Here is a 22,441-nt window from a genome sequence, read left to right on the forward strand (position 1 = left end):
CGGTGCTTCGACAAGCTCAGCACGAACGGCGGTCATGCGGTCAGCGCCGTGCGCAGCGCCGCGTCGCAGTCCGCCGGGGCCGGCACGCCGAAGAACAAAGCGAAGGCCGCGCGGGCCTGCCCGATCAACATCGCCAGCCCGTCCACCGTGCGGAAGCCCGCCGCGCGTGCAGCGACCAGCAAGGGCGTCTCCACCGGGTGCGTGACGATATCGTAGACGATGCTGCCGGGCGGCGCATGGCTAAGGTCGAACGCCAGCGGCGGCTGCCCGGCCATGCCGAGCGGGCTGGCGTTGACGACGAGATCGAGCAGGCCGGTGCGATCGTCAAAGGCGAAATCGGTCGGATCGGCGAAGTGGGCGAGATCGACGGCGTGATGCTCGCCCCGCGGATCGAGCTCGTCGAGCAGGGCGCGCGCCTTGGCCGGATCACGCGCGGCGAGGACGATCACCAGCCCCTCCCCCGCCAGCGCCGCGACGATCGCCCGCGCCGCGCCGCCCGCACCCAGCACGCGGGCCATGCGGAACAGGTGCGTGCGATCGAGGAACGGTCGCAGCGGCTCGAGAAACCCCGCCGCATCGGTGTTGTAGCCGACCAGTGCCTCGCCCTCGCGCACCACCGTGTTGACTGCCCCGATACGCTTCGCCTGTGGATCGAGCCGGTCGAGCAGCGGCAGGATCGCCTGCTTGTGCGGCATGGTGACGTTGCAGCCGCGCCAGTCCGCATCGCCGCGGCGGGCGGCAAGATAGTCGGCGAGGCCGTCCGCCGTGACGTGGCAGCGGCGATAGTCCGCCTCCAGCCCCAGCCGATCGATCCACGCGCCATGGATGACGGGCGATTTGGACTGGGCGATCGGATCGCCGATCACCTCCGCATAAGCGCGGCTCATGCCGGCAGCACTCCGCGGACGCGGAGATGATCGAGCAGAGGCAGCAGGGGCAAGCCGAGGATGGTGAAATGATCGCCCTCGACGCGTGAGAAGAGCTGCACGCCAGGCCCCTCCAGCCGGAAGGCACCGACGCAGCCGGCGATGGCGGGCCATTCCGCGTCGAGATAGGTCTCGAGCCAAACGTCGGAGAAGGCGCGGACGTGGAGCTTGGCCCCGTCCACCACGCGCCAGGTGGGCACGCCGCGTTCGGCCAGCACCGCCGCGCTCCACAGGCGCACGACGCTGCCGCGCATCGCCCGAAGTTGTGCCGCCGCATCCTCGCGGCTCTCCGGCTTGTCGAGCATCGTCCCGTCCGCCAGCGCGACGGTGGAATCGCAGCCGAGGACGAACGCGCCGGGCACGCGGCCACTCATCTTCACCGCCTTCAGCTCGGCTAGCGCGTCGGCAAGGTCGCGGGCCCCCCTGCCCTGCGCCCGGAACGACGCCTTGACCGCATCCTCGTCGACGCGCGCGGGCTCCGCCTCGTGCGGCACGCCGGCCGCCTCCAGCATCGCACGGCGCGCGGCGCTCTGCGAGGCGAGGATCAGCGCGGTCATGGCTCCAGCCCCTCCGTGCGATCGCGCCGTTCGGTGATGAGGTTGATGATCGCTGCAGCCGTTTCCTCGATCGAGCGGCGGCTGACATCGATCACCGGCCAGCCCTTGTCGGCGAAGATGCGCCGCGCGAAGGCGAGCTCGGCGGCGACGGCCTCCTGATCGATATAGGGCGTCTCGCCCGTCTGGTTGAGCGACAGCAGCCGGTTGCGGCGGATCTGGATCAGCCGGTCGGGCGTAGTCGTCAGCCCGACGATCAGCGGGCGCGTCAGTTCGTAGAGGATCGGCGGCGGCGGGCTTTCGACGACGAGCGGGATGTTCGCCACCTTGTAGCCGCGATTGGCAAGATAGATGGACGTCGGCGTCTTGGACGAGCGGCTGACGCCTGCCAGCACCACGTCCGCCTCGTCCCACTCCTCCGCGCCGACGCCGTCATCGTGCGCGATCGTATATTGGATCGCATCCACGCGCGCGAAATAGGCGGCATCCAGCACGTGCTGACGCCCCGGCCGCACGTTGACGTTCTGGCCGAGCAGGCGGGAGAGCCCATCGAACACCGGATCGAGCGCGGCGACAGCGGGCAGGCTGTGCTTGCGGCACGCCTCCTCCAGCGCGTGGCGGATCTTGGGATCGACCAAAGTGTAGATGACGAGGCCCGGCCGCTGGACGATCTCCGCCACGACGCGGTGGAGATGCCCTTCCGAGCGCACCATCGGCCAGAAATGCTTGATCGTCTCGACCCGCTCGAACTGGGCGAGCCCGGCCTTGGCGATGGCCTCCAGCGTTTCGCCGGTGGAATCGGACAGGAGATGGAGATGGAGCCGGATCAGGGCAGACCCCTTCTGGATGAGCCTGTGGAAAAGCTTGGGTGTAGCCCTAGGGCGGAGGGAGGCGGAATCGCAAGCGCCGGATTCCGTGCACCCCCCGCGGTGTCATGCGCCGGCTTTTCCACAGCCTGTCCCATCTGAGCGGCGGCTGTGGATAATGGGAGTTGCTTCGGCGACTCCGCGGGTCCGTGCGGCCGCTTCGGGAGTCAAGCTGTTGGCATCAACGTGGCTTGTGCATAAACCCCGCTGCCAAGCCGCCTACTATCTTCCTCATCTCTCCTGAATCTTCTCATAGGATAGTTATGGACCGGGTCTCGCGCCCCTTGCTCGCCGTGCTGAACGGCGTGCGCCACGATCCGCCGCCCGTCTGGTTCATGCGCCAGGCGGGGCGCTATCTGCCCGAATATCGCGCGCTCCGGGCAGACAAGGGCGGCTTCCTCGCGCTGGTCCATGACAGCGAGGCGGCGGCCGAGGTGACGCTCCAGCCGATCCGCCGGTTCGGCTTCGACGGGGCGATCCTGTTCTCCGACATCCTCGTCATTCCGCACGCGATGGGGCAGGATCTGACGTTCGGGCCGGGCGAGGGGCCGCGCCTGTCGCCGCCGCTGCTCGACGGGGTCTTTGCGGGGCTGGAGGCGGTGCCCGGGCGGCTGACGGCGATCTACGAGACGGTGCGCCGGGTCGCCGCCGCATTGCCGCCGGAGACGACGCTGCTCGGCTTTGCCGGCGCGCCGTGGACGGTTGCGACCTATATGGTCGCGGGCGCAGGATCGAAGGAGCAGGCAGCGGCGCGGCGGCTGGCCTATGGCGATCCTCAGGCGTTCGGCGCGCTGATCGAGGCAATCGAGGCGGCGACGCTCGACTATCTGATCGGGCAGATCGATGCGGGCGTCCATGCGGTGCAGCTGTTCGACAGCTGGGCGGGGAGTCTCAGCCCGGCGCAATATGCCGACTGGGTGATCGCGCCGACCGCGCGGCTGACGGCGAAGCTGCATGCGGCGCGGCCGGGCGTGCCGGTGATCGGCTTTCCCAAGGGGTCGGGCGGCAAGCTGCCGGCCTATGCGCGCGAAACGGGGGTGGACGCGGTCGGCATCGACGAGACGGTCGATCCCGCCTGGGCGCATGCCAAACTGCCCGCCGACCTGCCGGTGCAGGGCAATCTCGATCCGCTGGCGCTGATTGCCGGCGGCGCGGCGCTTGAAAGCGCGGTGCAAACCATCCTATCTGCGTTCAGCATGCGGCCGCACATCTTCAACCTGGGGCACGGGATCCTGCCGGATACGCCGATCGCGCATGTCGAACAGGCGCTGGCGCTGCTGCGCCGCCCCGTGGCTCCACGCTGAGCGTGCGCCGGTGGGCCTGACCGCATGGATCTCTGGACGGCGCTCAGCTTGACCTATCTCTGGATCAAGGCCGCGCACGTCATCTTCGTGATCTTCTGGATTGCGGGGCTGTTCCTGCTGCCGCGCTATTACATCTACCATCAGGAAAGCCCGCCCGGCTCCGAGGAGGAGCGCCGCTGGATCGACCGCGAGGCGAAGCTCCGGCGGATCATCCTGACGCCCGCCATGATCCTCGTCTGGGTGGCGGGGCTGGTGCTCGCATCGTCGGGCAGCTGGTGGCAGGCGGGCTGGCTGCATGCCAAGCTGCTGCTGGTGCTCGGCCTGTCGGCCTATCACGGCTACATGGTGGGCTACGGCAAGAAGCTGGCGCGCGGCGTTCGCCCGGTATCGGGCAAGGCGTTGCGGCTGATGAACGAGGTGCCGGGGATCGCGACGGCGATCATCGTCGTGCTGGTGATCGTCAAGCCGCTGTGACGCGCGGCGCGCTGGTCCGCGCGCTGCTGATCAGGATATTGCTCGCCTACCTGGCCGGGGTGCTGGCCGCGCCCGCTCTGTTTGTCTTCTCCGCGCTTCAGGGGGGCAGTTCGGAGGCGCTGGGGCTCGTCACGTCGCTCACCGCCATCTTTGCGGCCTTGCTGGGGCTGCCGCTGCTGGGCGTCGCATCGCTGCTGGCGATCGTGGTGCCGCGGCCGATCGCCCGCCTGCCGCTGCCCTGCACCCTGCTGCTCATGCTGCCGGCGCTCGGCGCCTACCTGGCCTGGCTGGGGCACGGTATGTTCGCCGGCGTCAGCCGCATCGTCGTGCTGGTGTCGCTCGTGTCGGCGGCGATCGCCTTCGTCGGCCAGATGTGGCAGCGGCCGCTTGACTTGGATCGTACCCGGCCCTAACCGCGGCGCCAAGCAGCCCCCCGTCCGTGTGGGGCTCTTCTGCCAGCGACATTCCCGATATCGCCGCGCCGCCTGCCATACCCTTCCCCCGCAGGACTCCCAGATGCACCTGAAAGACCTCAAGAAGAAAACCCCCGCAGAGCTCGTCTCGATGGCCGAGGAGCTCGGCGTCGAGGGTGCGTCCACCCTGCGCAAGCAGGACCTGCTGTTCGCCATCCTGAAGGAGCAGGCGGAGCAGGGCGAGCAGATCATGGGCCTCGGCACGATCGAGGTGCTGCCCGACGGCTTCGGCTTCCTGCGCAGCCCGGAGGCGAATTATCTGGCGGGGCCGGACGATATCTACGTCTCGCCTAACCAGGTCCGCAAATATGGCATCCGCACCGGTGACACGGTGGAGGGTGAGATCCGCGCGCCCAAGGATGGCGAGCGTTATTTCGCGCTGACCAAGCTGATCGCGGTCAATTTCGACGATCCCGATGCGGTGCGCCACCGCGTCAACTTCGACAATCTCACCCCGCTCTATCCCGAGCGGAAGCTGACGCTCGATCCCGCCGATCCGACGGTGAAGGACAAGTCGGCGCGGGTGATCGACATCGTCTCGCCCCAGGGCAAGGGCCAGCGCACGCTGATCGTTGCGCCGCCGCGCGTCGGCAAGACGGTGATGCTCCAGAACATGGCGCGGGCGATCACCGACAACCATCCCGAGGTGTTCCTGATCGTGCTGCTGATCGACGAGCGGCCCGAGGAAGTCACCGACATGCAGCGCTCGGTGAAGGGCGAGGTCGTCTCCTCCACCTTCGACGAGCCGGCGACACGCCACGTGCAGGTGGCGGAGATGGTGATCGAGAAGGCCAAGCGCCTCGTCGAGCACAAGAAGGACGTGGTGATCCTGCTTGATTCGATCACCCGCCTCGGCCGCGCCTACAACACGGTCGTGCCGTCGTCCGGCAAGGTGCTGACGGGCGGTGTTGATGCCAATGCGCTGCAGCGGCCGAAGCGCTTCTTCGGTGCGGCGCGCAACATCGAGGAGGGCGGCTCGCTCTCGATCATCGCCACCGCACTGATCGATACGGGCAGCCGCATGGACGAGGTGATCTTCGAGGAGTTCAAGGGCACCGGCAACTCCGAGATCGTGCTCGACCGCAAGGTGGCGGACAAGCGCATCTTCCCGGCGCTGGATGTCGGCAAGTCGGGCACCCGCAAGGAGGAGCTGCTGGTCGACAAGACCATCCTCAGCAAGATGTGGGTGTTGCGCCGCATCCTCATGCAGATGGGCACCATCGACGCGATGGAGTTCCTGCTCGACAAGATGAAGAATTCGAAGACCAACGAGGACTTCTTCGACAGCATGAATTCCTGACCGGATGCGGCCCGCCGCGTGCCGCGGCGGGACTCGCACCGGTCCGGCCGGCCTGCGCCGTGGCGCAGGACCGACGCGCGGGCTTTGCCGCGCCACTTCTTGCCGTCATCCTGAACTTGTTTCAGGATCCACCGATGCGCTTGGCTGAGCGGCATCAGGCGCAACCGGCCGGTGGATGCTGAAACGAGTTCAGCATGACGATCGTGGGGCGGCCACGCCGCCCCCGCCCTCACTCCGCCGGCAGGTAGATCTCGCCGCCCTTCTCGCGGAACGTCTCGCTCATCTTCGCCATGCCCGCCTCGGCATCCTCCGCGGCGACGAAGCTCTCCACCGGCGCGTTCTGCTTGGCCGCGAACTCACGCACCTCGGCGGTGATCTTCATCGAGCAGAATTTCGGCCCGCACATCGAGCAGAAATGCGCCGTCTTGGCGCCCTCGGCCGGCAGCGTCTGGTCGTGGTACGATTCCGCCGTCTCGGGATCGAGCGACAGGTTGAACTGGTCTCGCCAGCGGAATTCGTAGCGCGCGCGGCTGACCGCATCGTCGCGCATCTTGGCCGCCGGGTGCCCCTTGGCGAGATCCGCGGCGTGCGCGGCGAGCTTGTAGGTGACGACGCCGACCTTCACGTCGTCGCGGTCGGGGAGCCCCAGATGCTCCTTGGGCGTGACGTAGCAGAGCATGGCCGTGCCGAACCAGCCGATCATCGCCGCGCCGATGCCGCTGGTGATGTGATCGTAGCCGGGCGCGATGTCGGTGGTGAGCGGCCCGAGCGTATAGAAGGGCGCTTCGCCGCACGCCTCCAGCTGCTTGTCCATGTTGGCCTTGATCTTGTGCATCGGCACGTGGCCGGGGCCCTCGATCATCACCTGCACGTCCTGCTCCCAGGCGCGCTTGGTCAGCTCGCCCAGCGTATGCAGCTCGCTGAACTGCGCCTCGTCATTGGCATCGGCGATCGAGCCGGGGCGGAGGCCGTCACCCAGCGAATAGGCGATGTCATAGGCCTTCATGATCTCGGTGATCTCGTCGAACCGCTCGTAGAGGAACGACTCCTTGTGATGGGCGAGGCACCATTTCGCCATGATCGAGCCGCCGCGGCTGACGATGCCGGTAACGCGCTTGGCGGTCATCGGGATGTAGGGCAGCCGCACGCCCGCGTGGATGGTGAAGTAATCCACCCCCTGCTCGGCCTGCTCGATCAGCGTGTCGCGGAAGATCTCCCACGTCAGGTCCTCGGCGATGCCGCCGACCTTTTCCAGCGCCTGGTAGATCGGCACGGTGCCGATCGGCACGGGCGAGTTGCGGATGATCCATTCGCGCGTGTCGTGGATATTACGGCCGGTGGACAGGTCCATCACCGTGTCGGCGCCCCAGCGGATCGACCACACCATCTTGTCCACCTCGCTCGCCACGTCGGAGGCGACGGCGGAGTTGCCGATATTGGCGTTGATCTTGACGAGGAAGTTGCGGCCGATCGCCATCGGCTCGGATTCAGGATGGTTGATGTTGGACGGGATGATCGCGCGGCCGCGCGCCACCTCGTCGCGGACGAATTCGGGCGTCACGAAATCGGGAATGGCGGCGCCGAAATCCTGCCCATCGCGGACATACTCCCGCAGTCGCTCGCGCCCCAGATTCTCGCGAGTCGCGACATATTCCATTTCAGGCGTGATGATGCTGCGACGGGCATAATGCATCTGGCTGACGTTGGCGCCGGGCTTGGCGCGTAGCACGCGGCCGCGCACCTGCGGGAAGGTTGGCACGCCGCCCGAGCGATCGGGGCCGAGCTGGCCGTTATCCTCCGGCCGCACCTCGCGCTGCGCCACTTCCTCGACATCGCCGCGGCCGCGGATCCACTCGCGGCGGAGTTCGGGCAGGCCGGCCATGATGTCGATGCGGGCGGCGGGATCGCTGTACGGCCCGGACGTGTCGTAGACGTTGAGCGGCGGTTCGCCCGACGAAGGCTCGAGATCGATCGCGCGCATCGCCACGTTCAGCGGGCCGACATGGATCTTGCGGCTGCCGCGGATCGGGCCGGTGGTGACCTTGAGTTCGGTGCGGGCAGGTATGTCGGCCATATCACTCTCCATCATGAGAAGGAGAGCGGGGGCGCCGCCTTCCCTCCCTACGCCGGCGCTAACCGGATCAGGTTCGACGGGTCGCAAGGTCTGCCTTGCCTCTCAGCCGCGAAATAGCGGCCCCCCGGGGATGGCGGACAGGATAGGGCCGTGGTGGGCCGCGTCAACCTTGGCGGGATCGGTTGCGTGGGGGGCGAGTGACGACTCACGCAGAGGCGCAGAGGCGCGGAGAAGAAGGACGGAAGAATTTGGTCCCGCGTCGAGAATTGTGGCGCTGCGCGCGGCGACGCACCCGCGCCGCAGGCGCAATCCTTTTTCTCTCCGCGCCTCTGCGCCTCTGCGTGACTCAAGCTTTTAGCCGCCACCCCGTCTTGAACACCCAAGCGAGGATAGACGAGCAGAGTGCGAGGAAGCCGGCGGTCGCGGCGAGGCTTACGCCGACGCTGACATCGGAGATGCCGTAGAAGCTCCAGCGGAAGGCGCTGACGAGATAGACGATCGGGTTCGCCATCGCGATCGTCGCCCAGGGCTCGGGCAGCATGTCGATCGTGTAGAAGCTGCCGCCGAGGAAGCCGAGCGGCGAGAGGATCAGCAGCGGCACCGTCTGCAGCTGATCGAAGCTTTTGGCGACGAGCCCGACGAGGAAGCCGAACAGGCAGAAGCTGACCGCGATCATCAGCAGGAAGGCGAGCGCGATCACCGGATGATCGATGTGGTAGGGCACGAACAGGCGCGCGACCACCAGCGTCACCGCCGCGACCATCAGCGATTTCGTCACCGCCGCGCCGATATAGCCGAGCACCAGCTCGAAGGCGGAGAGCGGGGCGGACAGGATCTCGCCGATCGTGCCGGCGAACTTCGGCAGGTAGATGCCGAAGGAGGCGTTGCTGACGCTCTCCATCAGGATCGACAGCAGGACGAGACCCGGCACGATGAACGCGCCATAGGGCACACCCTCGATCGGCGGCAGGCGCGAGCCGATGGCGGCGCCAAAGACGATGAAATAGAGCGAGGTGGAGATGACCGGCGTGGCGAGACTCTGCGCCAGCGTGCGGAAGGTGCGCGCCATCTCGAACTTGTAGATGGCGGCGACGCCGTGGAGGTTCACGCTTTCTCTCCGATCAGGTCGACGAAGATGTCCTCGAGGCTCGATCGGCGCGTCTCGATTCCCGTATAGGTCACGCCCGCGCCCTCGACGATCCGCAGCACCTGCGGGATGGGCATCGACCCCTCGCGCTGGACGTAGCTGAGCCGCCGCCCTTCGTCGGACAGGGTCGCGTCGGCGAGGCCGGCGGGCACCGCCGCCAGCGGTTCGGCCAGATCGAGGTGCAGCTCGGTGCGGCCGAGCGTGGCGAGCAGCTTGGCCTTTTCCTCCACCAGCTTGATGCGGCCGCCGGTGATGATGCCGATGCGGTCGGCCATCTCCTCGGCCTCTTCGATATAGTGAGTCGTCAGGATGATGGTGACGCCCTGATCGCGCAGGCGGCGGACCAGCGCCCACATGTCCCGCCTGAGGCCCACGTCGACGCCCGCCGTCGGCTCGTCGAGGAACAGGATGCGCGGCTCGTGGCTGAGCGCCTTCGCGATCAGCACGCGGCGCTTCATGCCGCCCGACAGCTCGGCCAGGCGGCTGCCGCGCTTGTCCCACAAGGCAAGGTCCCGCAGCACGCGTTCGAGATGCGCGTCGTCGGGCGGGCAGCCGAACAGGCCGCGGCTGAACCGCACCGTATCCCACACGCGCTCGAACATGTCGGTGGCGAGTTCCTGCGGCACCAGCCCGATCTTGGCCCGTGCCGCGCGATAGTCCCGCTGGGCATCGTGGCCATCGACCGTGATGGTGCCGCCGCTCGGCGTGACGATGCCGCAGACGATCGAGATGAGCGTCGTCTTGCCCGCACCGTTGGGGCCGAGCAGCGCAAAGATCTCGCCCCGCCGGATCGCCAGATCGACGCCGTGCAGCGCGACATGGCCGGAGGCGTAGCGTTTCTCGACGCCGCTGAGGGTCAGGATATCATCCACAACGGCGCGCCCTGTACTGCATGCGCCGGGATATCGAGCCCGCCCCTGCGGAACACAAGAGCCGCGCCCGCGATTGTCGCCTCATCCCGCCGCAACGCAGCATCCCGCCATGGCCACCGCCCCGATCGCGCAGAATCCCGACATCCGCTATCTCGGCCGCCTGCTGGGCGAGGTGATCCGCGCCTATGGCGGCGACGCGCTCTATCGGCGCACCGAATATATCCGCTCCACGTCGGTGGATCGGGCGCGTGGCATCGCCGCGGCGGATGCGATCGATCCGGGGCTGGATGCGCTCAGCCTCGACGAGACTTTGGCCTTCACGCGCGGTTTCATGCTGTTCTCGATGCTCGCCAACCTTGCCGAGGACCGGCAGGGCGTGGCGGCGGAGCCGGGGGCGGACGTCGCCTCCGCCATCGCGCGGCTGGAGAAGGAGGGGATCGACCGCGAGGCGATACTGGCGCTGCTCGACGGCGCGCTCGTCGCCCCCGTGCTGACCGCGCACCCGACCGAGGTGCGGCGCAAGAGCATGATCGATCACCGCAACCAGATTGCGGCGCTGATGCGGCGCAAGGATCGCGGCTTCGAGGAGAGCGCGGCGGGCGAGCTGATCGAGGATGCCATCCGCCGCCAGATCGCCTTGCTGTGGCAGACGCGCCCGTTGCGGCGCGAGCGGATCCGCGTGCAGGACGAGATCGACAGCGCGGTCAGCGTGATGGGCGAGACGTTCCTGCCCGTGCTGCCGGCGCTCTATGCCCGTTGGAAGCGCGTGCTCGGGCGGCGGCCGGCGAGTTTCCTCAGACTCGGCAACTGGATCGGCGGCGACCGCGACGGCAATCCCAACGTGGATGCCGAGACGCTGCGCTATGCGCTGGCGCGGCAGGCGGAGACGGTGCTCGGCTTCTATCTGGAGCGGCTGCACGAGCTGGGCGCGGAACTGTCCATCTCCAGCGAGCTCGCACCCGTCACGCCCGAGCTGGAAGCCTTGGCCGCGCTCAGTCATGACGACAGCGAGGCGCGGCGGGACGAACCGTTCCGCCGGGCGATCTCCGGCCTCTACGCGCGGCTGGCGGCGACGCACGAGGCAATGACCGGCAGCCCGCCGCCGCGGCCCGCGACGATTCCGGCGGAGCCTTACCCAGATGCCGCCGCCTTCCGCGCCGACCTGGTCGAGATCGGCTATGCGCTGAAGCGCGAGGGCGACGGGGCGATGGCGTCGGGCGGGGCGGTGGCGGCGCTGATCCGCGCGGTGGATACGTTCGGCTTCCACCTCGCCACGCTGGACCTCCGGCAGAATAGTGACGTGCACGAGCGCGTCGTCGCCGAGCTGCTCAAGGCGGCGGGCGTGGAGGCGGAATATCTCGCGCTGGATGAGGCAGCGCGCGTCGCGCTGCTGCGCCGCGAACTCGCGTCGCCGCGGCTGCTGGCGAGCCCGTTTGCGGCCTTGTCGGAGGAGACGGCCAAGGAGCTCGCCATCGTGCGCGCCGCGGCCGATGCGCATGCGCGCTACGGCCGCGCGGCGATCACCACCTATCTGATCTCCAAGGCGGACAGCGTGTCGGACATGCTGGAGGTCAACCTGCTGCTGAAGGAAGCGGGGCTCTATCTGCCGGGCGACCCGCCGACCGCGCACGTCATGGTCGCGCCGCTGTTCGAGACGATCGCCGATCTTCAGCGCGCGCCGCAGATCATGGCGGACTGGTTCGCGCTGCCCGAGGTGGCCGCCGTCACCGCCGCACGCGGGCATCAGGAGGTGATGGTCGGCTATTCCGACTCGAACAAGGATGGCGGCTATCTGACATCGGTGTGGAGCCTGCACCGCGCGGCGCTGGCGCTGCTGCCGGTGTTCGACGCGGCGGGCGCGCGGATGCAGCTGTTCCACGGCCGCGGTGGCGCGGTCGGGCGGGGAGGGGGCTCGTCCTTTGCGGCGATCCGGGCGCAGCCGCCGGGCACGGTGCAGGCGCGCATCCGCATCACCGAACAGGGCGAGGTGATCGCGGCGAAATACGGCACGCGCGACGCGGCGGCAGCGAACCTGGAGGCGATGGCATCGGCCACCCTGCTCGCCTCGCTGGAGCCGCCGGCGCTCTCAGAGGCGGATCGTGCGCGGTTCGGCGCAGCGATGGACGCACTGTCCGAGGCGGCGTTCAAATCCTTCCGCGGGCTCGTCTACGAAACGGAGGGGTTCAAGACCTTCTTCCGACAGATGACGCCGATCGCCGAGATTGCCGACCTTAAGATCGGCTCGCGCCCGGCCAGCCGGACCAAGTCAGACCGGATCGAGGATCTGCGCGCAATCCCTTGGGTGTTCAGCTGGGCGCAGGCGCGGGCGATGCTGCCGGGCTGGTATGGTGTCGGCGCGGCGCTGCGGGGTTTTGGCGATCAGGCGCTGCTGCGCGAGATGGCGGAGGCATGGCCCTTCTTCCAGTCGACATTGGCGAACCTGGAGATGGTGCTGGCGAAATCGGACATGGCGATCGCCGAGCGTTATGCCGCGCTGGTCGAGGATCGGGCGCTGGCGGAGACGGTGTTCGGGCGGATCAAGGGCGGCTGGCAGGAGACGGTGGACGGCCTGCTCTCGATCACGCGCCAGCCGCATCTGCTGGCAAAATCGCCCGCGCTCGATGCGTCGATCCGCCTGCGCCTGCCTTATATCGAGCCGCTCAACCTGCTCCAGATCGAGCTGCTCAAGCGCCACCGTGCGGGCGAGACGGACGACCGGGTGAAAGAGGGCATCCAGCTTTCGCTCAACGCGATCGCGACGGCGCTGCGCAACAGCGGCTGAGGCTCACCTTTTGCCCCGCGTCGGCGCGTGAAAGTCGGGCGGCTTGTTCGCGATCCAGCGGAGGAAGGGCTGCATTTCGGGCAGCAGCCGTACGCCGTCCAGCGAGGCGAGCTTGGCCAGCGTCTTGTTGTCGGCCGCCTGGTGGATGGCGCGGTGGCAGATGGGGTGGAGCGGCACGGTGACGCGTCCGCCGCGGCTCTTGGGCACGACGTGATGCCACTCGACTTTGGTGCCGAGCGGCCGGGCGCAGAGCGCGCAGACCTCAGCTACCGGACCAGCGGGCACGCCAGAAGAAGATCCCGATCCCGCCAGCGATCACGGCACAGAGGCCGACGACGCCGCTGAATGCCCACGGCTCATGCGCGAACGGAATGCCGTCCACGTTCATGCCGAGCAGGCCGGTGAGGAAGGTGAGGGGGAGGAAGACGAGCGCGACGATGGAGAGAACCAGCGTGCGCGTCTCCAGCTGCTCGGCCCGCAGGTCGGTCAGTTGCTCGTGCATCAGCGCCGCGCGTTCCCGCACCGCTTCCAGCTCCTCGCCCATCCGGGCGAAACGGTCGGCCGCCTCGCGCAGGTGGAAGCGATCATCGTCGTCCAGCCAGCCCACGTCCAGCGTCGCCAGCCGCTCCAGCGCGCCCCGCTCGGGCACGACGAAGCGGCGATAGCCGATCGCATCGGAGCGGACCTCGGCGATGCGCCGTCGCATGGCAAAGGCGCGGCTGGGATCGAGATCCACCTCGCACTCGTCCAGCACGTCGCCGAGCGCCGCAATCTCGGGATCGAGCGCCTCGGTGATCAGCCGCGCGATGGCGGTGACGAGATCGCCCGGATCGCGGATCTGCCCCGCCTCCATCTTGCCCTTCGTCTCGGGCAGCGCGGCGAGGCTGCGGAAGGAGACGGAGATGACGCGCCCCGCCTCCGCCCAGATGCGGATGGAGACGAGCGGATCGGGATCGTCGTCGGGCGTGCCGCCCAGGCCGCGCAGGTTGATCAGCGCGCCGTCGCCGAGCGGCTCGGTGCGCGGCCGCGTCTCCACCGCGAGCAGAGCGGGCAGCACGCCGGTGGGGAGGCGGCCATGCTGCTCCAGCCAGGCGCGCGTTTCGGCGGCGCGCCCGTCGAGATGAATCCAGACGAACGGCGCCTCGCCGTTCAGACGGCACGCCGCCTCGGCATCGACCGAGTCGACCTTGCCGTCGGTGGTGAGGCGGAGCGCCCAGCGGTTCATGCGATCACCAGATGGAGCGAGAGGCCGGGCAAGGGAAGGGGGGGCGGATCGCCGACGATACGCTCGGCATCGGCGCGCGCGCGTGTGAGAATGTCGGGAGCGAGGTTGGCGGGGTGGTAGATGCGGTCGGCGTGGCCGAGCAGGCGCGCGGCGCGCAGCGTGAGATCGTCTGGATCGGGAGAGCGGAGGGGGATGGCGACGAGTCGTGCCGGCGCCGTCTCGCCCGCCTGCGCCAGCCAGCTATTCGGATCGGTGGTGTCGCCGAACGGATCGAGCGGCCCGCCCTCCGCCATCGCCGCATCGAGCGCGCGGCGGCGGGCGTCAGGATCGGGAAAGCGCGTGCGCAAAGCCACCTTGAGTGCGCCGAGCCGTGCCGCAAGCCCGCCGACGCCCGCGGGCAGCAGCGCCTCGATCCGCTGGCGCACCGCCTTGGCGAGGCCGGCAGAGGCGCCGCCGGTGCCGATGGCGATCAGCAGCGGATCGCGGTCGACGATGGCGGGGAGGGTGAAATCGCACAGCGCCGGGCGATCGACCGCGTTGACCAGCACGCCGCGCACCTTCAGCCGGGCGACAGCGGCGTCGTCATCGACGACGATGGCGAGCGCGGCGGAGGCGGTCTCGGCGACGATCCGCGCACCCGCGCGCTCCAGCAGGCGGCGCTTGGCGTCGGCGGCGGGGCCGGTGCCGACGAGGATGACGGGGCGGCCGGACAGGCGGAGGAAGACGGGCAGGCTGTGCATCTACCCCCCTCTACCCCCGTCATGCCGAACTTGTTTCAGCGTGACGGTGGCTGCCTACAGCGCCTTCAGCTTCTCGCGCAGATCCGCGGCGATGTCGGGGCGTTCCAGCGCCAGCGCCATGTTGGCGAGGACGAAGCCCGCCATCTCGCCGCAGTCATGCCGCACGCCCTGATAGGTGGTGGCGTGGAAGGGCACGCGGCCGATCGTCTCCGCCATCGCGTCGGTGAGCTGGATCTCGCCGCCGGCACCGCGCTTGCCGGCATCCAGCACCTCGAGCACCTCGGGCTGGAGGATATAGCGGCCGATCGCGGCCAGCCGCGACGGGGCGGTGCCGGCCGCCGGCTTCTCGACGAAGCCCTTCACCTCGGTGGTGTTGCCGGCCGACGCACCCGGCGCGACGATGCCGTAGCGGTGGCAGTGCGCGTCGGGCACCTCCATGACGGCGATGACGTTGCCGCCGTGCGCCGCATAGCTTTCCTGCATCTGGACGAGGCAGGGCGCCGCGGGATTCCACAACAGCTCGTCGGGCAGCAGCACGGCGAACGGCTCGTTGCCGATCAGCGCCTTGGCACACCACACCGCATGGCCGAGGCCGGCCATCTGCTGCTGGCGGACGAAGGCGGCCTGACCAGGCTTCAGCCGCGTCGTCTCCAGCCGCTCGATCAGCGCGGTCTTGTTCTTGGCCGCCAGATCGGTCTCGATCTCGAAGGCGTAGTCGAAATAATCCTCGATCGCGCCCTTGCCGCGGCCGGTAACGAAGATCAGCTGCTCGATCCCCGCGGCCAGTGCCTCGTCCACCGCATATTGGATCAGCGGCTGATCGACGACGGGCAGCAACTCCTTCGGCACCGCCTTGGTGGCGGGCAGGAAGCGCGTGCCGAACCCGGCGACCGGGAATACGGCCTTGCGAATGGGCGTCACTCTCGTTCCCCTTATATCTATCGCGACCGGGCGTGCTTGCGTCGGCTTATCCGCCGATCGTGTTTGTTCCCGACGAAAGCCATGGCGGCATCCGGTCTGCCGCGATCAACGCTTCCAGCGCTATGCGCGGGCGCACAATCGCCCAATCCGAGCCGGACACCATCACCTCGGGCGTCAGGGCGCGTGAATTGTAGGTGCTCGCCATGGTGGCGGCATAAGCGCCGGCGGTCATGAACGCGACGAGATCTCCGTCCGTTACCGCTTCGATGTCTCGGTTCGTGGCGAAGGTATCCCCGCTCTCGCACACCGGCCCGACGACGTGCGCGACGAAGCGCTCGCCCGTCGGCGTCACCGCGCGGATGTCGTGCCAGGCATCGTAGAGGCTGGGGCGGAGCAGATCGTTCATCGCCGCATCGACGATGACGAACGGGTGCGTCGCGCCCGGCTTGATCCGGATCACGCGGGAGAGGAGCACGCCGGCATTGCCGACGATCAGCCGCCCGGGCTCGAAGATCAGCCGCACGTCCCACCCTTGCGTGGCACGCTGCACCATCGCGCCATAATCAGCGGGCGAGGGCGGGGCGGGCAAAGCGGGATCGTAGGGGACGCCGAGCCCGCCGCCGAGATCGGCGGTGCGGATGTCGTGCCCCTCGGCCCGGAGCGCCGCAATCAGCACGCCGATCCGCGCGAAGGCGGCAGCGAGCGGGTTCAGATCGGTCAGCTGGCTGCCGATGTGGACGGCGACGCCTGCCACGTCGAGGCCGGGCAGCGCGGCGGCGCGCGCATAAGCGGCAACCGCGCCGTCATAGGCGATGCCGAACTTGTTGTCGGCCTTGCCGGTCGAGATCTTGGCGTGCGTGCCCGCATCCACATCCGGATTGATGCGGAAGGCGACGCGCGCGGATAGCCCCAGCCGCGTGGCGACGGCGGACAGCGTTTCCGCCTCCGGTTCTGATTCGAGATTGAACTGGCCGATGCCGCGCTCAAGCGCGAGCGCCATCTCCTCCTCGGTCTTGCCGACGCCGGAGAAGACGATCTTGTCCGCCGGCACACCCGCCGCCAGCGCGCGCAGCAGCTCGCCGCCCGATACCACGTCCGCCCCCAGCCCCTCGCGGGCGAGTGTCGCCAGCACCGCGGCATTGGGGTTGGACTTGACCGCGAAGGCGATCAGCGGCTCGCCATGGCCGAGATCGAGCCCGCTCAGCGCCTCGCGGAACACGCGGGCATGCCGTTCGATCGTGGCGCTGGAATAGACGTAGACGGGTGTGCCGACGCTGTCGGCGATGTCGGTCAGCGGCACGCCCTCAGCGTGCATCGCACCGCCCTTAATCTCGAAATGGTCCATGGTTCAGCCCGGCGGGGGAAGATCGAAGGGGTCGTCCTGACGCTGTTGCGACTTGCGCAGCAGCTCGTCCTGCCGCTCGGGCCGTGCCTCCGTCACCGGGGTCAGCAACTGCTCGGGCGTGGGCGTGGTGGAGGCGAGCGCGGGCTTGGGCGGCAGCGCTGCGCCCTGCGGCGGGCGCAGCTGATCCCGCTTGCCGCAGCCGGCGAGCAGGACGACGGCCGCAAGGATCAGTGTGCGATTCATGCATCCATTCCCAGCTGGCGGCGCGCCGCCGCAACGGCTTCGCGCACGCGGACCGGCGCGGTGCCGCCATGCGAGGCACGCGCCGCGACCGAGGCATCGACGGACAGCACGTCGAACACGCGCGCGTCGATGCGCGGATCGATGTCCCGCATCTCCTCCAGCGTCAGGCGGTCGAGCGCGATGCCCTTGGCCTCGGCCAGCTTCACCGCGCGGCCGGTGATGTGATGCGCCTCGCGGAAGGGAATGTCGGCCTGCCGCACCAGCCAGTCGGCCAGATCGGTGGCGGTGGCGAAGCCCATTTCGGCGGCGGCGCGCATCCGGTCGATCCGGAAATCGAGCGTCTCGACCATGCCGGTCATCGCCGCGAGGCTGAGCGCGAGCAGATCGTGCGCCTCGAACACGGGCGGCTTATCGTCCTGCATGTCCTTGGAATAAGCGAGCGGCAGGCCCTTCATCGTGGTGGTGAGCGCTACCATGCAGCCCTGGATGCGCCCGGCATGGCCGCGCACCAGCTCGGCCGCGTCGGGATTGCGCTTCTGCGGCATGATCGACGAGCCGGTCGACCATTGATCGGACAGGCGGACGAAGCCGAAGGGCTGGCTGGCCCACAGGATCACCTCTTCGGCGAGGCGCGACAGGTGCAGCGCGCACTGGGTCGCGGCCATGAGGTAATCGAGCGCGAAATCGCGGTCGCTGACCGAATCGAGCGAATTGTCGGTCGGCCCGTCGAAGCCGAGCGCGGCGGCGGTCGCCGCGCGGTCGATCGGAAAGCCGGTTCCCGCGAGCGCGGCCGCGCCGAGCGGGGAGCGGTTCAGCCGCGTGCGTGCATCGTTGAAGCGCGAGCGATCGCGCGACGCCATCTCGTAATAGGCCATGAGGTGATGGCCGAGCGTCACCGGCTGGGCGACCTGGAGGTGGGTGAAGCCGGGCATGACGCTATCGGCATGCTCCCCCGCGCGGGTGACGAGCGCGCGTTGGAAGGCGGCAAGGCCCTGATCCACCGCGTCGATCGCGTCGCGCACCCACAGGCGGAAGTCGGTCGCCACCTGATCGTTGCGCGAGCGGGCGGTGTGCAGCCGGCCGGCGGGCGTGCCGATCAGTTGCGCCAGACGACTTTCGGTCGCCATGTGAATGTCTTCGAGCGCGAGATCGTCCGGCAGCGTCTCGCCGTATTCGGCGGCGACGCGGTCCAGCCCCTCGCTGATCGCGGCGCCATCCTCGGCGGAGACGATGCCCTGGGCGGCCAGCATCGCGACATGCGCCTTGGATCCGGCGATGTCCTGCCGCCACAGGCGCTTGTCGAAGGGCAGGGATGCGTTAATCTCGCGCATCACCGCTGCCGGCCCCTCGGCGAAGCGCCCGCCCCACATTGCGTTGGAGTCTGCCCCCTTGCCCTTGCCGGCCCGCTCAGAAATTGCCCTGCTCCTCGCGCTCAGCGTAGCGGCGTGCGATAAGCCCAAGCCTGCTGCACCGCAAGAACAGGCCGCGGCGCCCGTCGCGGCACCGGAGCCGCCCGCCTTCACCGGCGCGGCGGACACGCGCAACAAGGGGCAGGCCGCCCCTGCAATCCCCTTCACCAATCCCGATGGCGGCCCGGCGACGCTCGCCACCTTCCGCGGCAAGCCGCTGCTGGTGAACCTGTGGGCGACATGGTGCGCGCCGTGCGTGGCGGAGATGCCCGCGCTCGACCGGTTGGCGGTGCGCGACAAGGCGCGCATGAACGTGATCGTCGTCAGCCAGGATCTGGCGGGCAAACGCGCGGTGGACCCGTTCTTCGCCAAGCAGAAGTTCGCCGCGCTGCAGCCCTATCTCGACAAGCAGAACGTGCTGATGACCGCGCTGAAGACCGAGAATCTGCCGACCACCGTGCTCTATGACGCGCGCGGCAAGGAGGTGTGGCGGGTGAATGGTGCGCTGGACTGGGACGGCGATGCGGCCAAGGCGCTGATCGACGGGGCGATCTGACGCGAATCCGGCTTAATCCACCCGCCGCCAAAGCTTGTAGGGCGAGTTCTTCGGCAGCGGCACGGGGGCGAGCCAGCCTGGCACCTGGCCCTTCGAAATCTGGCTGTAGAAGCCGGTCTTCGCCTGGGCGCGGTAGATGGTCGATTCGCTCATGCCCGGGCAGATCAGCAGCAAGGTTGCGCCGTGCCGCCGCATTACCTCGTGCGCTGTTTCCGCCGAACCGCGGAAGGCGTGATGGATGTCGAGGATGGCGGCGCCGTTGCGATGATAGGGGCCGGCAATCGCATTGTGGTGCGTCACCGCGATCAGGCGGGGACCGAGATCGACGAAGGTGAGCACGGTCGCGCGCGGCAGCCTGGCGATCGGCGCCAATGCCGGCAGCGTCGGACAGCGCCGGTTGGCCAGGCTGACGCGTGCGCGATAGCCCTTCTTGTCGGGCGGCGCGGGTAGTGCGCGCAGCAGGAAGGGCATGAACAGGCCCGAGACGAGGAGGAATCCGGCCAGCGTGCCGAACACGCGCACGGCCGAGCGGCGATGCTCCAGCGTGTGCGACAGGATGGCGAAACCGAGCGCGGCCGCGCCGGGAATCGCCAGCAGCTGCGCCGCGGGACCCGCGCGCGTCTGCCACAGCAGCAGTCCGCACGAGAAGGCGCTGACCAGCAACGTCGTCGCCCAGCCGGCAAACCGCTCGCTGCCCCACGCCTTCCACGTCGACCACAGGCAGCCGATCATGCCGATCAGCGGCAGCGTGATCACCGGCAGGCTGGTCGTATAAGGATGCTGGTAGAGCGGCTTGGCCTCGCGCACGTTGCGGAACCACAGCCGCTCCAGTTCGGGCGAGATGCGCTCCGGCCGGCCGAGGCATTGCGGAAAGGCGAGCGCGAAGCCGATGACCAGCAGCGCCGCCGCCGTGACGGCGAACGCCAGCCGCCAGTCGCGCCGCTCGACCTTCAGCGCTGCCAGGCCCACGAACAGACCGCCACCCGCCACGCAGACCGACAGATAGACGGGCGACAGCACGTCGCAGACGAGAGCGCGATTGTCGTAGGAGGCGAACAGCGCGAAGCCGATCGCGGCGCCGATGCCGAGCGCGAGCCCGTAGGCGCGCAGCCGCACCGCCTCCTGCGCATCCCACACCCAGCGCAGCGCGGTCGCCCCGGTCATCAGCGCGATATAGGGCAGCATTTCCAGCCCGATCGTCAGCGACGTGGCCGAGGCCGCGCCCGCGACGATGCCGCCGCGACGGGCGCGGGGATCGACATTGCCGGCGACAGCGACGAGCAGCAGCGCCAGCTGCCAGCCATGATGGTCGATCCGCGTCGGCATGAACATCAAGAGCGCCGCCTGCCCGCAGAAGATCAGCCCGCCCGCCAGCGCATAGGCAGAGGGCGACACCAGCCGCCGCACCGCCAGCATCGCCGCGACGATCGCCACCAAGAGCGGCAGCATCGGCGCGATCGCCACCGCCCAGCGATCGGCCCACGGCCCGCCGAGGATCGGCTTCAACAGCAGGATCAGCCCGGCAATGGGGATGTCCACCAGCCGTGACCAGTGGATGCTGGCGCCCGTCGGCGGATCGAGGCGATATTGCCGCAGATCGTACCAGCCCTGGCCCGCAATCCACGCGCGCACCTCAGCAATGCGCAGATTGTCGTCCGTGTCGGACAGCGCGAACCAGTAGATGCCGCCCCATTTATACCACAGCATCGCGCCTGCGCCGACCAGCCAGAAGGCGATGGCCCAGCGCCACCAGTGGCGGTGCGGATCGGCGGGGGCGGGAGTGGGAGCGGTTTCCATAAACGCTGCCGCGCATTAGGCGCGCCGCAACAAAGGGCAAGCTAAGGCTGATTCATGGAACTCGTCCGGCCCCATCATCGTGCCCTGTTCGGCCAGCTCGTCCGCTATGCGCTGACGGGCGGGCTGGCCTCGATCGTCAACATCGCGGTCTACTGGATCGGGCGGGACCGGCTGCACATCGATGCCAATCTCGCCTGGACGGCGGGTTTCCTCGGCGCGGTGACGGTGGGCTACATCGTCCATTCGCGCTGGAGCTTTCGCGGTCATGGCCGGCGCGACAATCTGGCGCGCACCGGCGGGCGCTTCATGGTGGTGTCGCTGATCAGCTTCGCACTCAATTCCTTGTGGGTGTGGCTGTTCGTGCAGCATTTCGGCCTGCCGACGTGGGCGCCGATCCCGCTGGTGCTCGGTGTTACGCCGCTCGCCGTGTTTGCGCTCAACCGCCACTGGGTGTTTGCGTGAAATGGCGCTAGATCCACCGCTTATGCCCTCCCGTCCGCTCATCAGCATGATCGTCCCCGTCAAGGACGAGGAGGCGGCGATCCCGCCATTCGTCGCGCGCGTTTCCGCCGTGCTCGAGGGGCTGGGCGAGCCGGACGGGTGGGAGATCCTGTTCATCGACGACGGATCGACCGACAGGACGCTGCCTGCGATCCTGCTGGCGAACCAGGCCGATCCCCGCGTCCGCGGCCTCTCGCTCAGCCGCAATTTCGGGAAGGAGGCCGCGCTGTCCGCTGGGCTCGATCATGCGGCCGGGCAGGTGGTGGTGCCGATCGACGTCGATCTTCAGGACCCGCCCGAGGTCATCGGCGAGATGGTCGCCAAATGGCGGCAGGGCCACGAGGTCGTCTACGGGGTCAGGCGCAACCGGACGAGCGATTCGCTGCCCAAGCGCATCACCGCCGAATGGTATTATCGCGCGCACAACTGGCTGTCCGCGGACAAGATTCCCGAACATGCCGGCGATTTCCGCCTGCTCGACCGACGCGTCGTGGAGGTGATCCGCGCGATGCCCGAGCGCAACCGCTTCATGAAGGGGCTGTTCGCGTGGAGCGGCTTCCGTCAGGCCGCCGTCGAATATGATCGCCGCGAACGCGCGGTGGGCACGACCAAGTTCAACGGCTGGAAGCTGTGGACGCTGGCGCTGGACGGCATCACCTCCGCCTCCACCGTGCCGCTCCGCGTGTGGAGCTATCTCGGCGGCGCGATCGCGCTGCTGGCGCTGGTGTTCGCAGGCTTCATCGTCGTCAAGACGGTGCTGTTCGGTGCCGACGTCGCCGGCTACCCGTCGATGATGGTGGCGACCCTGTTCCTGGGCGGGCTCCAGCTCATCTCGCTCGGCGTCCTTGGCGAATATGTCGGCCGCATCCTCGTCGAGGTGAAGGGACGGCCGATCTACGTGGTGCGCGAGCGGATCGGGAACGTGGACTGAG

At 68.6% G+C, this 22,441-nt stretch carries 22 protein-coding genes and 1 riboswitch; of the genes, 8 read left to right on the plus strand and 14 right to left on the minus strand.

Going from position 1 to position 22,441, the window contains the following annotated elements:
* Positions 1 to 32: 32 nt before the first annotated feature.
* The 3 genes from aroE to BM360_RS14980 are packed head-to-tail and all read right to left on the minus strand — an operon-like array spanning position 33 to position 2,310.
* Positions 33 to 887 carry a shikimate dehydrogenase gene (gene aroE / locus BM360_RS14970; RefSeq protein WP_093315824.1) on the minus strand — a complete coding sequence of 285 codons (855 nt, stop codon included), beginning with the start codon at positions 885 to 887 and terminating at the stop codon, positions 33 to 35.
* On the minus strand, positions 884 to 1,483 hold the full coding sequence (locus BM360_RS14975) for a Maf family protein (RefSeq protein WP_093315825.1): 600 nt from the start codon (positions 1,481 to 1,483) through the stop codon (positions 884 to 886). Before BM360_RS14975 ends, aroE begins: the two co-directional genes overlap by 4 nt.
* Positions 1,480 to 2,310: a pyruvate, water dikinase regulatory protein gene (locus BM360_RS14980; RefSeq protein WP_093315826.1), complete on the minus strand. Its 831-nt coding sequence runs from the start codon at positions 2,308 to 2,310 to the stop codon at positions 1,480 to 1,482. Before BM360_RS14980 ends, BM360_RS14975 begins: the two co-directional genes overlap by 4 nt.
* Before the next feature lie 299 nt (positions 2,311 to 2,609).
* Between BM360_RS14980 and hemE the strand changes: the two genes are divergently transcribed.
* The 4 genes from hemE (at position 2,610) to rho (ending at position 5,897) form a co-directional block, all read left to right on the plus strand.
* Positions 2,610 to 3,650, plus strand: a complete 1,041-nt coding sequence (gene hemE, locus BM360_RS14985; RefSeq protein WP_093315827.1) for a uroporphyrinogen decarboxylase — start codon at positions 2,610 to 2,612, stop codon at positions 3,648 to 3,650.
* Between the two features lie 24 nt (positions 3,651 to 3,674).
* On the plus strand, positions 3,675 to 4,124 hold the full coding sequence (locus tag BM360_RS14990) for a CopD family protein (protein ID WP_093315828.1): 450 nt from the start codon (positions 3,675 to 3,677) through the stop codon (positions 4,122 to 4,124).
* The gene (locus BM360_RS14995) at positions 4,121 to 4,537 is read left to right on the plus strand and encodes a hypothetical protein (RefSeq protein WP_093315829.1); all 417 of its coding nucleotides are present in this window, start codon (positions 4,121 to 4,123) and stop codon (positions 4,535 to 4,537) included. The genes BM360_RS14990 and BM360_RS14995 overlap by 4 nt, the downstream gene beginning before the upstream one ends.
* Before the next feature lie 103 nt (positions 4,538 to 4,640).
* On the plus strand, positions 4,641 to 5,897 hold the full coding sequence (gene rho, locus BM360_RS15000) for a transcription termination factor Rho (protein WP_093315830.1): 1,257 nt from the start codon (positions 4,641 to 4,643) through the stop codon (positions 5,895 to 5,897).
* 229 nt (positions 5,898 to 6,126) lie between these two features.
* On the opposite strand, the gene thiC is transcribed toward rho, so the two are convergent.
* The 3 genes from thiC to BM360_RS15015 form a co-directional block, all read right to left on the minus strand.
* A complete protein-coding gene (gene thiC, locus BM360_RS15005; protein ID WP_093315831.1) occupies positions 6,127 to 7,971 on the minus strand; it encodes a phosphomethylpyrimidine synthase ThiC in 1,845 nt (614 codons plus the stop codon).
* A 27-nt stretch (positions 7,972 to 7,998) separates the two neighbouring features.
* Positions 7,999 to 8,108: riboswitch (TPP riboswitch) on the minus strand.
* A gap of 209 nt (positions 8,109 to 8,317) precedes the next feature.
* Entirely contained in the window at positions 8,318 to 9,079 is a 762-nt protein-coding gene (locus tag BM360_RS15010; protein WP_093315832.1) for an ABC transporter permease, read from the minus strand.
* A complete protein-coding gene (locus BM360_RS15015) occupies positions 9,076 to 9,990 on the minus strand; it encodes an ABC transporter ATP-binding protein (protein WP_093315833.1) in 915 nt (304 codons plus the stop codon). Before BM360_RS15015 ends, BM360_RS15010 begins: the two co-directional genes overlap by 4 nt.
* A 109-nt stretch (positions 9,991 to 10,099) precedes the next feature.
* Between BM360_RS15015 and ppc the strand changes: the two genes are divergently transcribed.
* Entirely contained in the window at positions 10,100 to 12,772 is a 2,673-nt protein-coding gene (gene ppc / locus BM360_RS15020) for a phosphoenolpyruvate carboxylase (RefSeq protein ID WP_093315834.1), read from the plus strand.
* Positions 12,773 to 12,775: 3 nt separating this feature from the next.
* Here ppc and BM360_RS15025 read toward each other — a convergent pair whose 3' ends face one another.
* Genes BM360_RS15025 through argH form a run of 7 tightly spaced genes read right to left on the minus strand, consistent with a single transcriptional unit; the run spans position 12,776 to position 18,616 of the window.
* Positions 12,776 to 13,057: an HNH endonuclease gene (locus BM360_RS15025; protein ID WP_207544606.1), complete on the minus strand. Its 282-nt coding sequence runs from the start codon at positions 13,055 to 13,057 to the stop codon at positions 12,776 to 12,778.
* Positions 13,035 to 13,997 carry a zinc transporter ZntB gene (locus tag BM360_RS15030; RefSeq protein ID WP_093315836.1) on the minus strand — a complete coding sequence of 321 codons (963 nt, stop codon included), beginning with the start codon at positions 13,995 to 13,997 and terminating at the stop codon, positions 13,035 to 13,037. The genes BM360_RS15025 and BM360_RS15030 overlap by 23 nt, the downstream gene beginning before the upstream one ends.
* Entirely contained in the window at positions 13,994 to 14,737 is a 744-nt protein-coding gene (locus tag BM360_RS15035; protein ID WP_093315837.1) for a precorrin-2 dehydrogenase/sirohydrochlorin ferrochelatase family protein, read from the minus strand. The genes BM360_RS15030 and BM360_RS15035 overlap by 4 nt, the downstream gene beginning before the upstream one ends.
* A 54-nt stretch (positions 14,738 to 14,791) precedes the next feature.
* Positions 14,792 to 15,658 carry a UTP--glucose-1-phosphate uridylyltransferase gene (locus tag BM360_RS15040; RefSeq protein ID WP_093315838.1) on the minus strand — a complete coding sequence of 289 codons (867 nt, stop codon included), beginning with the start codon at positions 15,656 to 15,658 and terminating at the stop codon, positions 14,792 to 14,794.
* Positions 15,659 to 15,704: 46 nt separating this feature from the next.
* The gene (gene lysA / locus BM360_RS15045) at positions 15,705 to 17,003 is read right to left on the minus strand and encodes a diaminopimelate decarboxylase (protein WP_093315839.1); all 1,299 of its coding nucleotides are present in this window, start codon (positions 17,001 to 17,003) and stop codon (positions 15,705 to 15,707) included.
* 3 nt (positions 17,004 to 17,006) lie between these two features.
* The gene (locus BM360_RS15050) at positions 17,007 to 17,246 is read right to left on the minus strand and encodes a hypothetical protein (protein ID WP_093315840.1); all 240 of its coding nucleotides are present in this window, start codon (positions 17,244 to 17,246) and stop codon (positions 17,007 to 17,009) included.
* Complete coding sequence (gene argH, locus BM360_RS15055; RefSeq protein ID WP_093315841.1) at positions 17,243 to 18,616, minus strand: argininosuccinate lyase; 1,374 nt, start codon at positions 18,614 to 18,616, stop codon at positions 17,243 to 17,245. The genes BM360_RS15050 and argH overlap by 4 nt, the downstream gene beginning before the upstream one ends.
* Positions 18,617 to 18,635: 19 nt before the next feature.
* Here argH and BM360_RS15060 point away from each other — a divergent pair, with 19 nt between their 5' ends.
* The gene (locus tag BM360_RS15060) at positions 18,636 to 19,211 is read left to right on the plus strand and encodes a TlpA family protein disulfide reductase (RefSeq protein ID WP_341350603.1); all 576 of its coding nucleotides are present in this window, start codon (positions 18,636 to 18,638) and stop codon (positions 19,209 to 19,211) included.
* 12 nt (positions 19,212 to 19,223) lie between these two features.
* Here the strand turns inward: BM360_RS15060 and BM360_RS15065 are convergent, their stop codons facing one another.
* Positions 19,224 to 21,008: a hypothetical protein gene (locus BM360_RS15065; RefSeq protein WP_093315842.1), complete on the minus strand. Its 1,785-nt coding sequence runs from the start codon at positions 21,006 to 21,008 to the stop codon at positions 19,224 to 19,226.
* A gap of 54 nt (positions 21,009 to 21,062) precedes the next feature.
* On the opposite strand from BM360_RS15065, the gene BM360_RS15070 reads away from it, so the two are divergent.
* Both BM360_RS15070 and BM360_RS15075 read left to right on the plus strand, forming a co-directional pair.
* Positions 21,063 to 21,470 (plus strand): GtrA family protein, encoded by a 408-nt coding sequence (locus BM360_RS15070; RefSeq protein WP_093315843.1) that lies wholly within the window; start codon positions 21,063 to 21,065, stop codon positions 21,468 to 21,470.
* Between the two features lie 46 nt (positions 21,471 to 21,516).
* Positions 21,517 to 22,440, plus strand: a complete 924-nt coding sequence (locus tag BM360_RS15075; protein WP_242653496.1) for a glycosyltransferase family 2 protein — start codon at positions 21,517 to 21,519, stop codon at positions 22,438 to 22,440.
* The last annotated feature ends 1 nt before the right edge of the window (position 22,441 follow it).

This window comes from Sphingomonas jatrophae (assembly GCF_900113315.1).
Classification (GTDB): Bacteria; Pseudomonadota; Alphaproteobacteria; order Sphingomonadales; family Sphingomonadaceae; genus Sphingomonas_P; species Sphingomonas_P jatrophae.

Coding starts and splice junctions, on each gene's coding strand:
- thiC (WP_093315831.1), bottom strand. CDS start 7,971: ATGGCCGACATACCTGCCCGCACCGAACTCAAGGTCACCACCGGCCCG.
- argH (WP_093315841.1), bottom strand. CDS start 18,616: ATGTGGGGCGGGCGCTTCGCCGAGGGGCCGGCAGCGGTGATGCGCGAG.
- BM360_RS15030 (WP_093315836.1), bottom strand. CDS start 13,997: ATGAACCGCTGGGCGCTCCGCCTCACCACCGACGGCAAGGTCGACTCG.
- rho (WP_093315830.1), top strand. CDS start 4,641: ATGCACCTGAAAGACCTCAAGAAGAAAACCCCCGCAGAGCTCGTCTCG.
- hemE (WP_093315827.1), top strand. CDS start 2,610: ATGGACCGGGTCTCGCGCCCCTTGCTCGCCGTGCTGAACGGCGTGCGC.
- lysA (WP_093315839.1), bottom strand. CDS start 17,003: ATGGACCATTTCGAGATTAAGGGCGGTGCGATGCACGCTGAGGGCGTG.
- BM360_RS15065 (WP_093315842.1), bottom strand. CDS start 21,008: ATGGAAACCGCTCCCACTCCCGCCCCCGCCGATCCGCACCGCCACTGG.
- BM360_RS15035 (WP_093315837.1), bottom strand. CDS start 14,737: ATGCACAGCCTGCCCGTCTTCCTCCGCCTGTCCGGCCGCCCCGTCATC.
- BM360_RS15075 (WP_242653496.1), top strand. CDS start 21,517: ATGATCGTCCCCGTCAAGGACGAGGAGGCGGCGATCCCGCCATTCGTC.
- BM360_RS14990 (WP_093315828.1), top strand. CDS start 3,675: ATGGATCTCTGGACGGCGCTCAGCTTGACCTATCTCTGGATCAAGGCC.
- BM360_RS14975 (WP_093315825.1), bottom strand. CDS start 1,483: ATGACCGCGCTGATCCTCGCCTCGCAGAGCGCCGCGCGCCGTGCGATG.
- BM360_RS15050 (WP_093315840.1), bottom strand. CDS start 17,246: ATGAATCGCACACTGATCCTTGCGGCCGTCGTCCTGCTCGCCGGCTGC.
- aroE (WP_093315824.1), bottom strand. CDS start 887: ATGAGCCGCGCTTATGCGGAGGTGATCGGCGATCCGATCGCCCAGTCC.
- BM360_RS15070 (WP_093315843.1), top strand. CDS start 21,063: ATGGAACTCGTCCGGCCCCATCATCGTGCCCTGTTCGGCCAGCTCGTC.
- ppc (WP_093315834.1), top strand. CDS start 10,100: ATGGCCACCGCCCCGATCGCGCAGAATCCCGACATCCGCTATCTCGGC.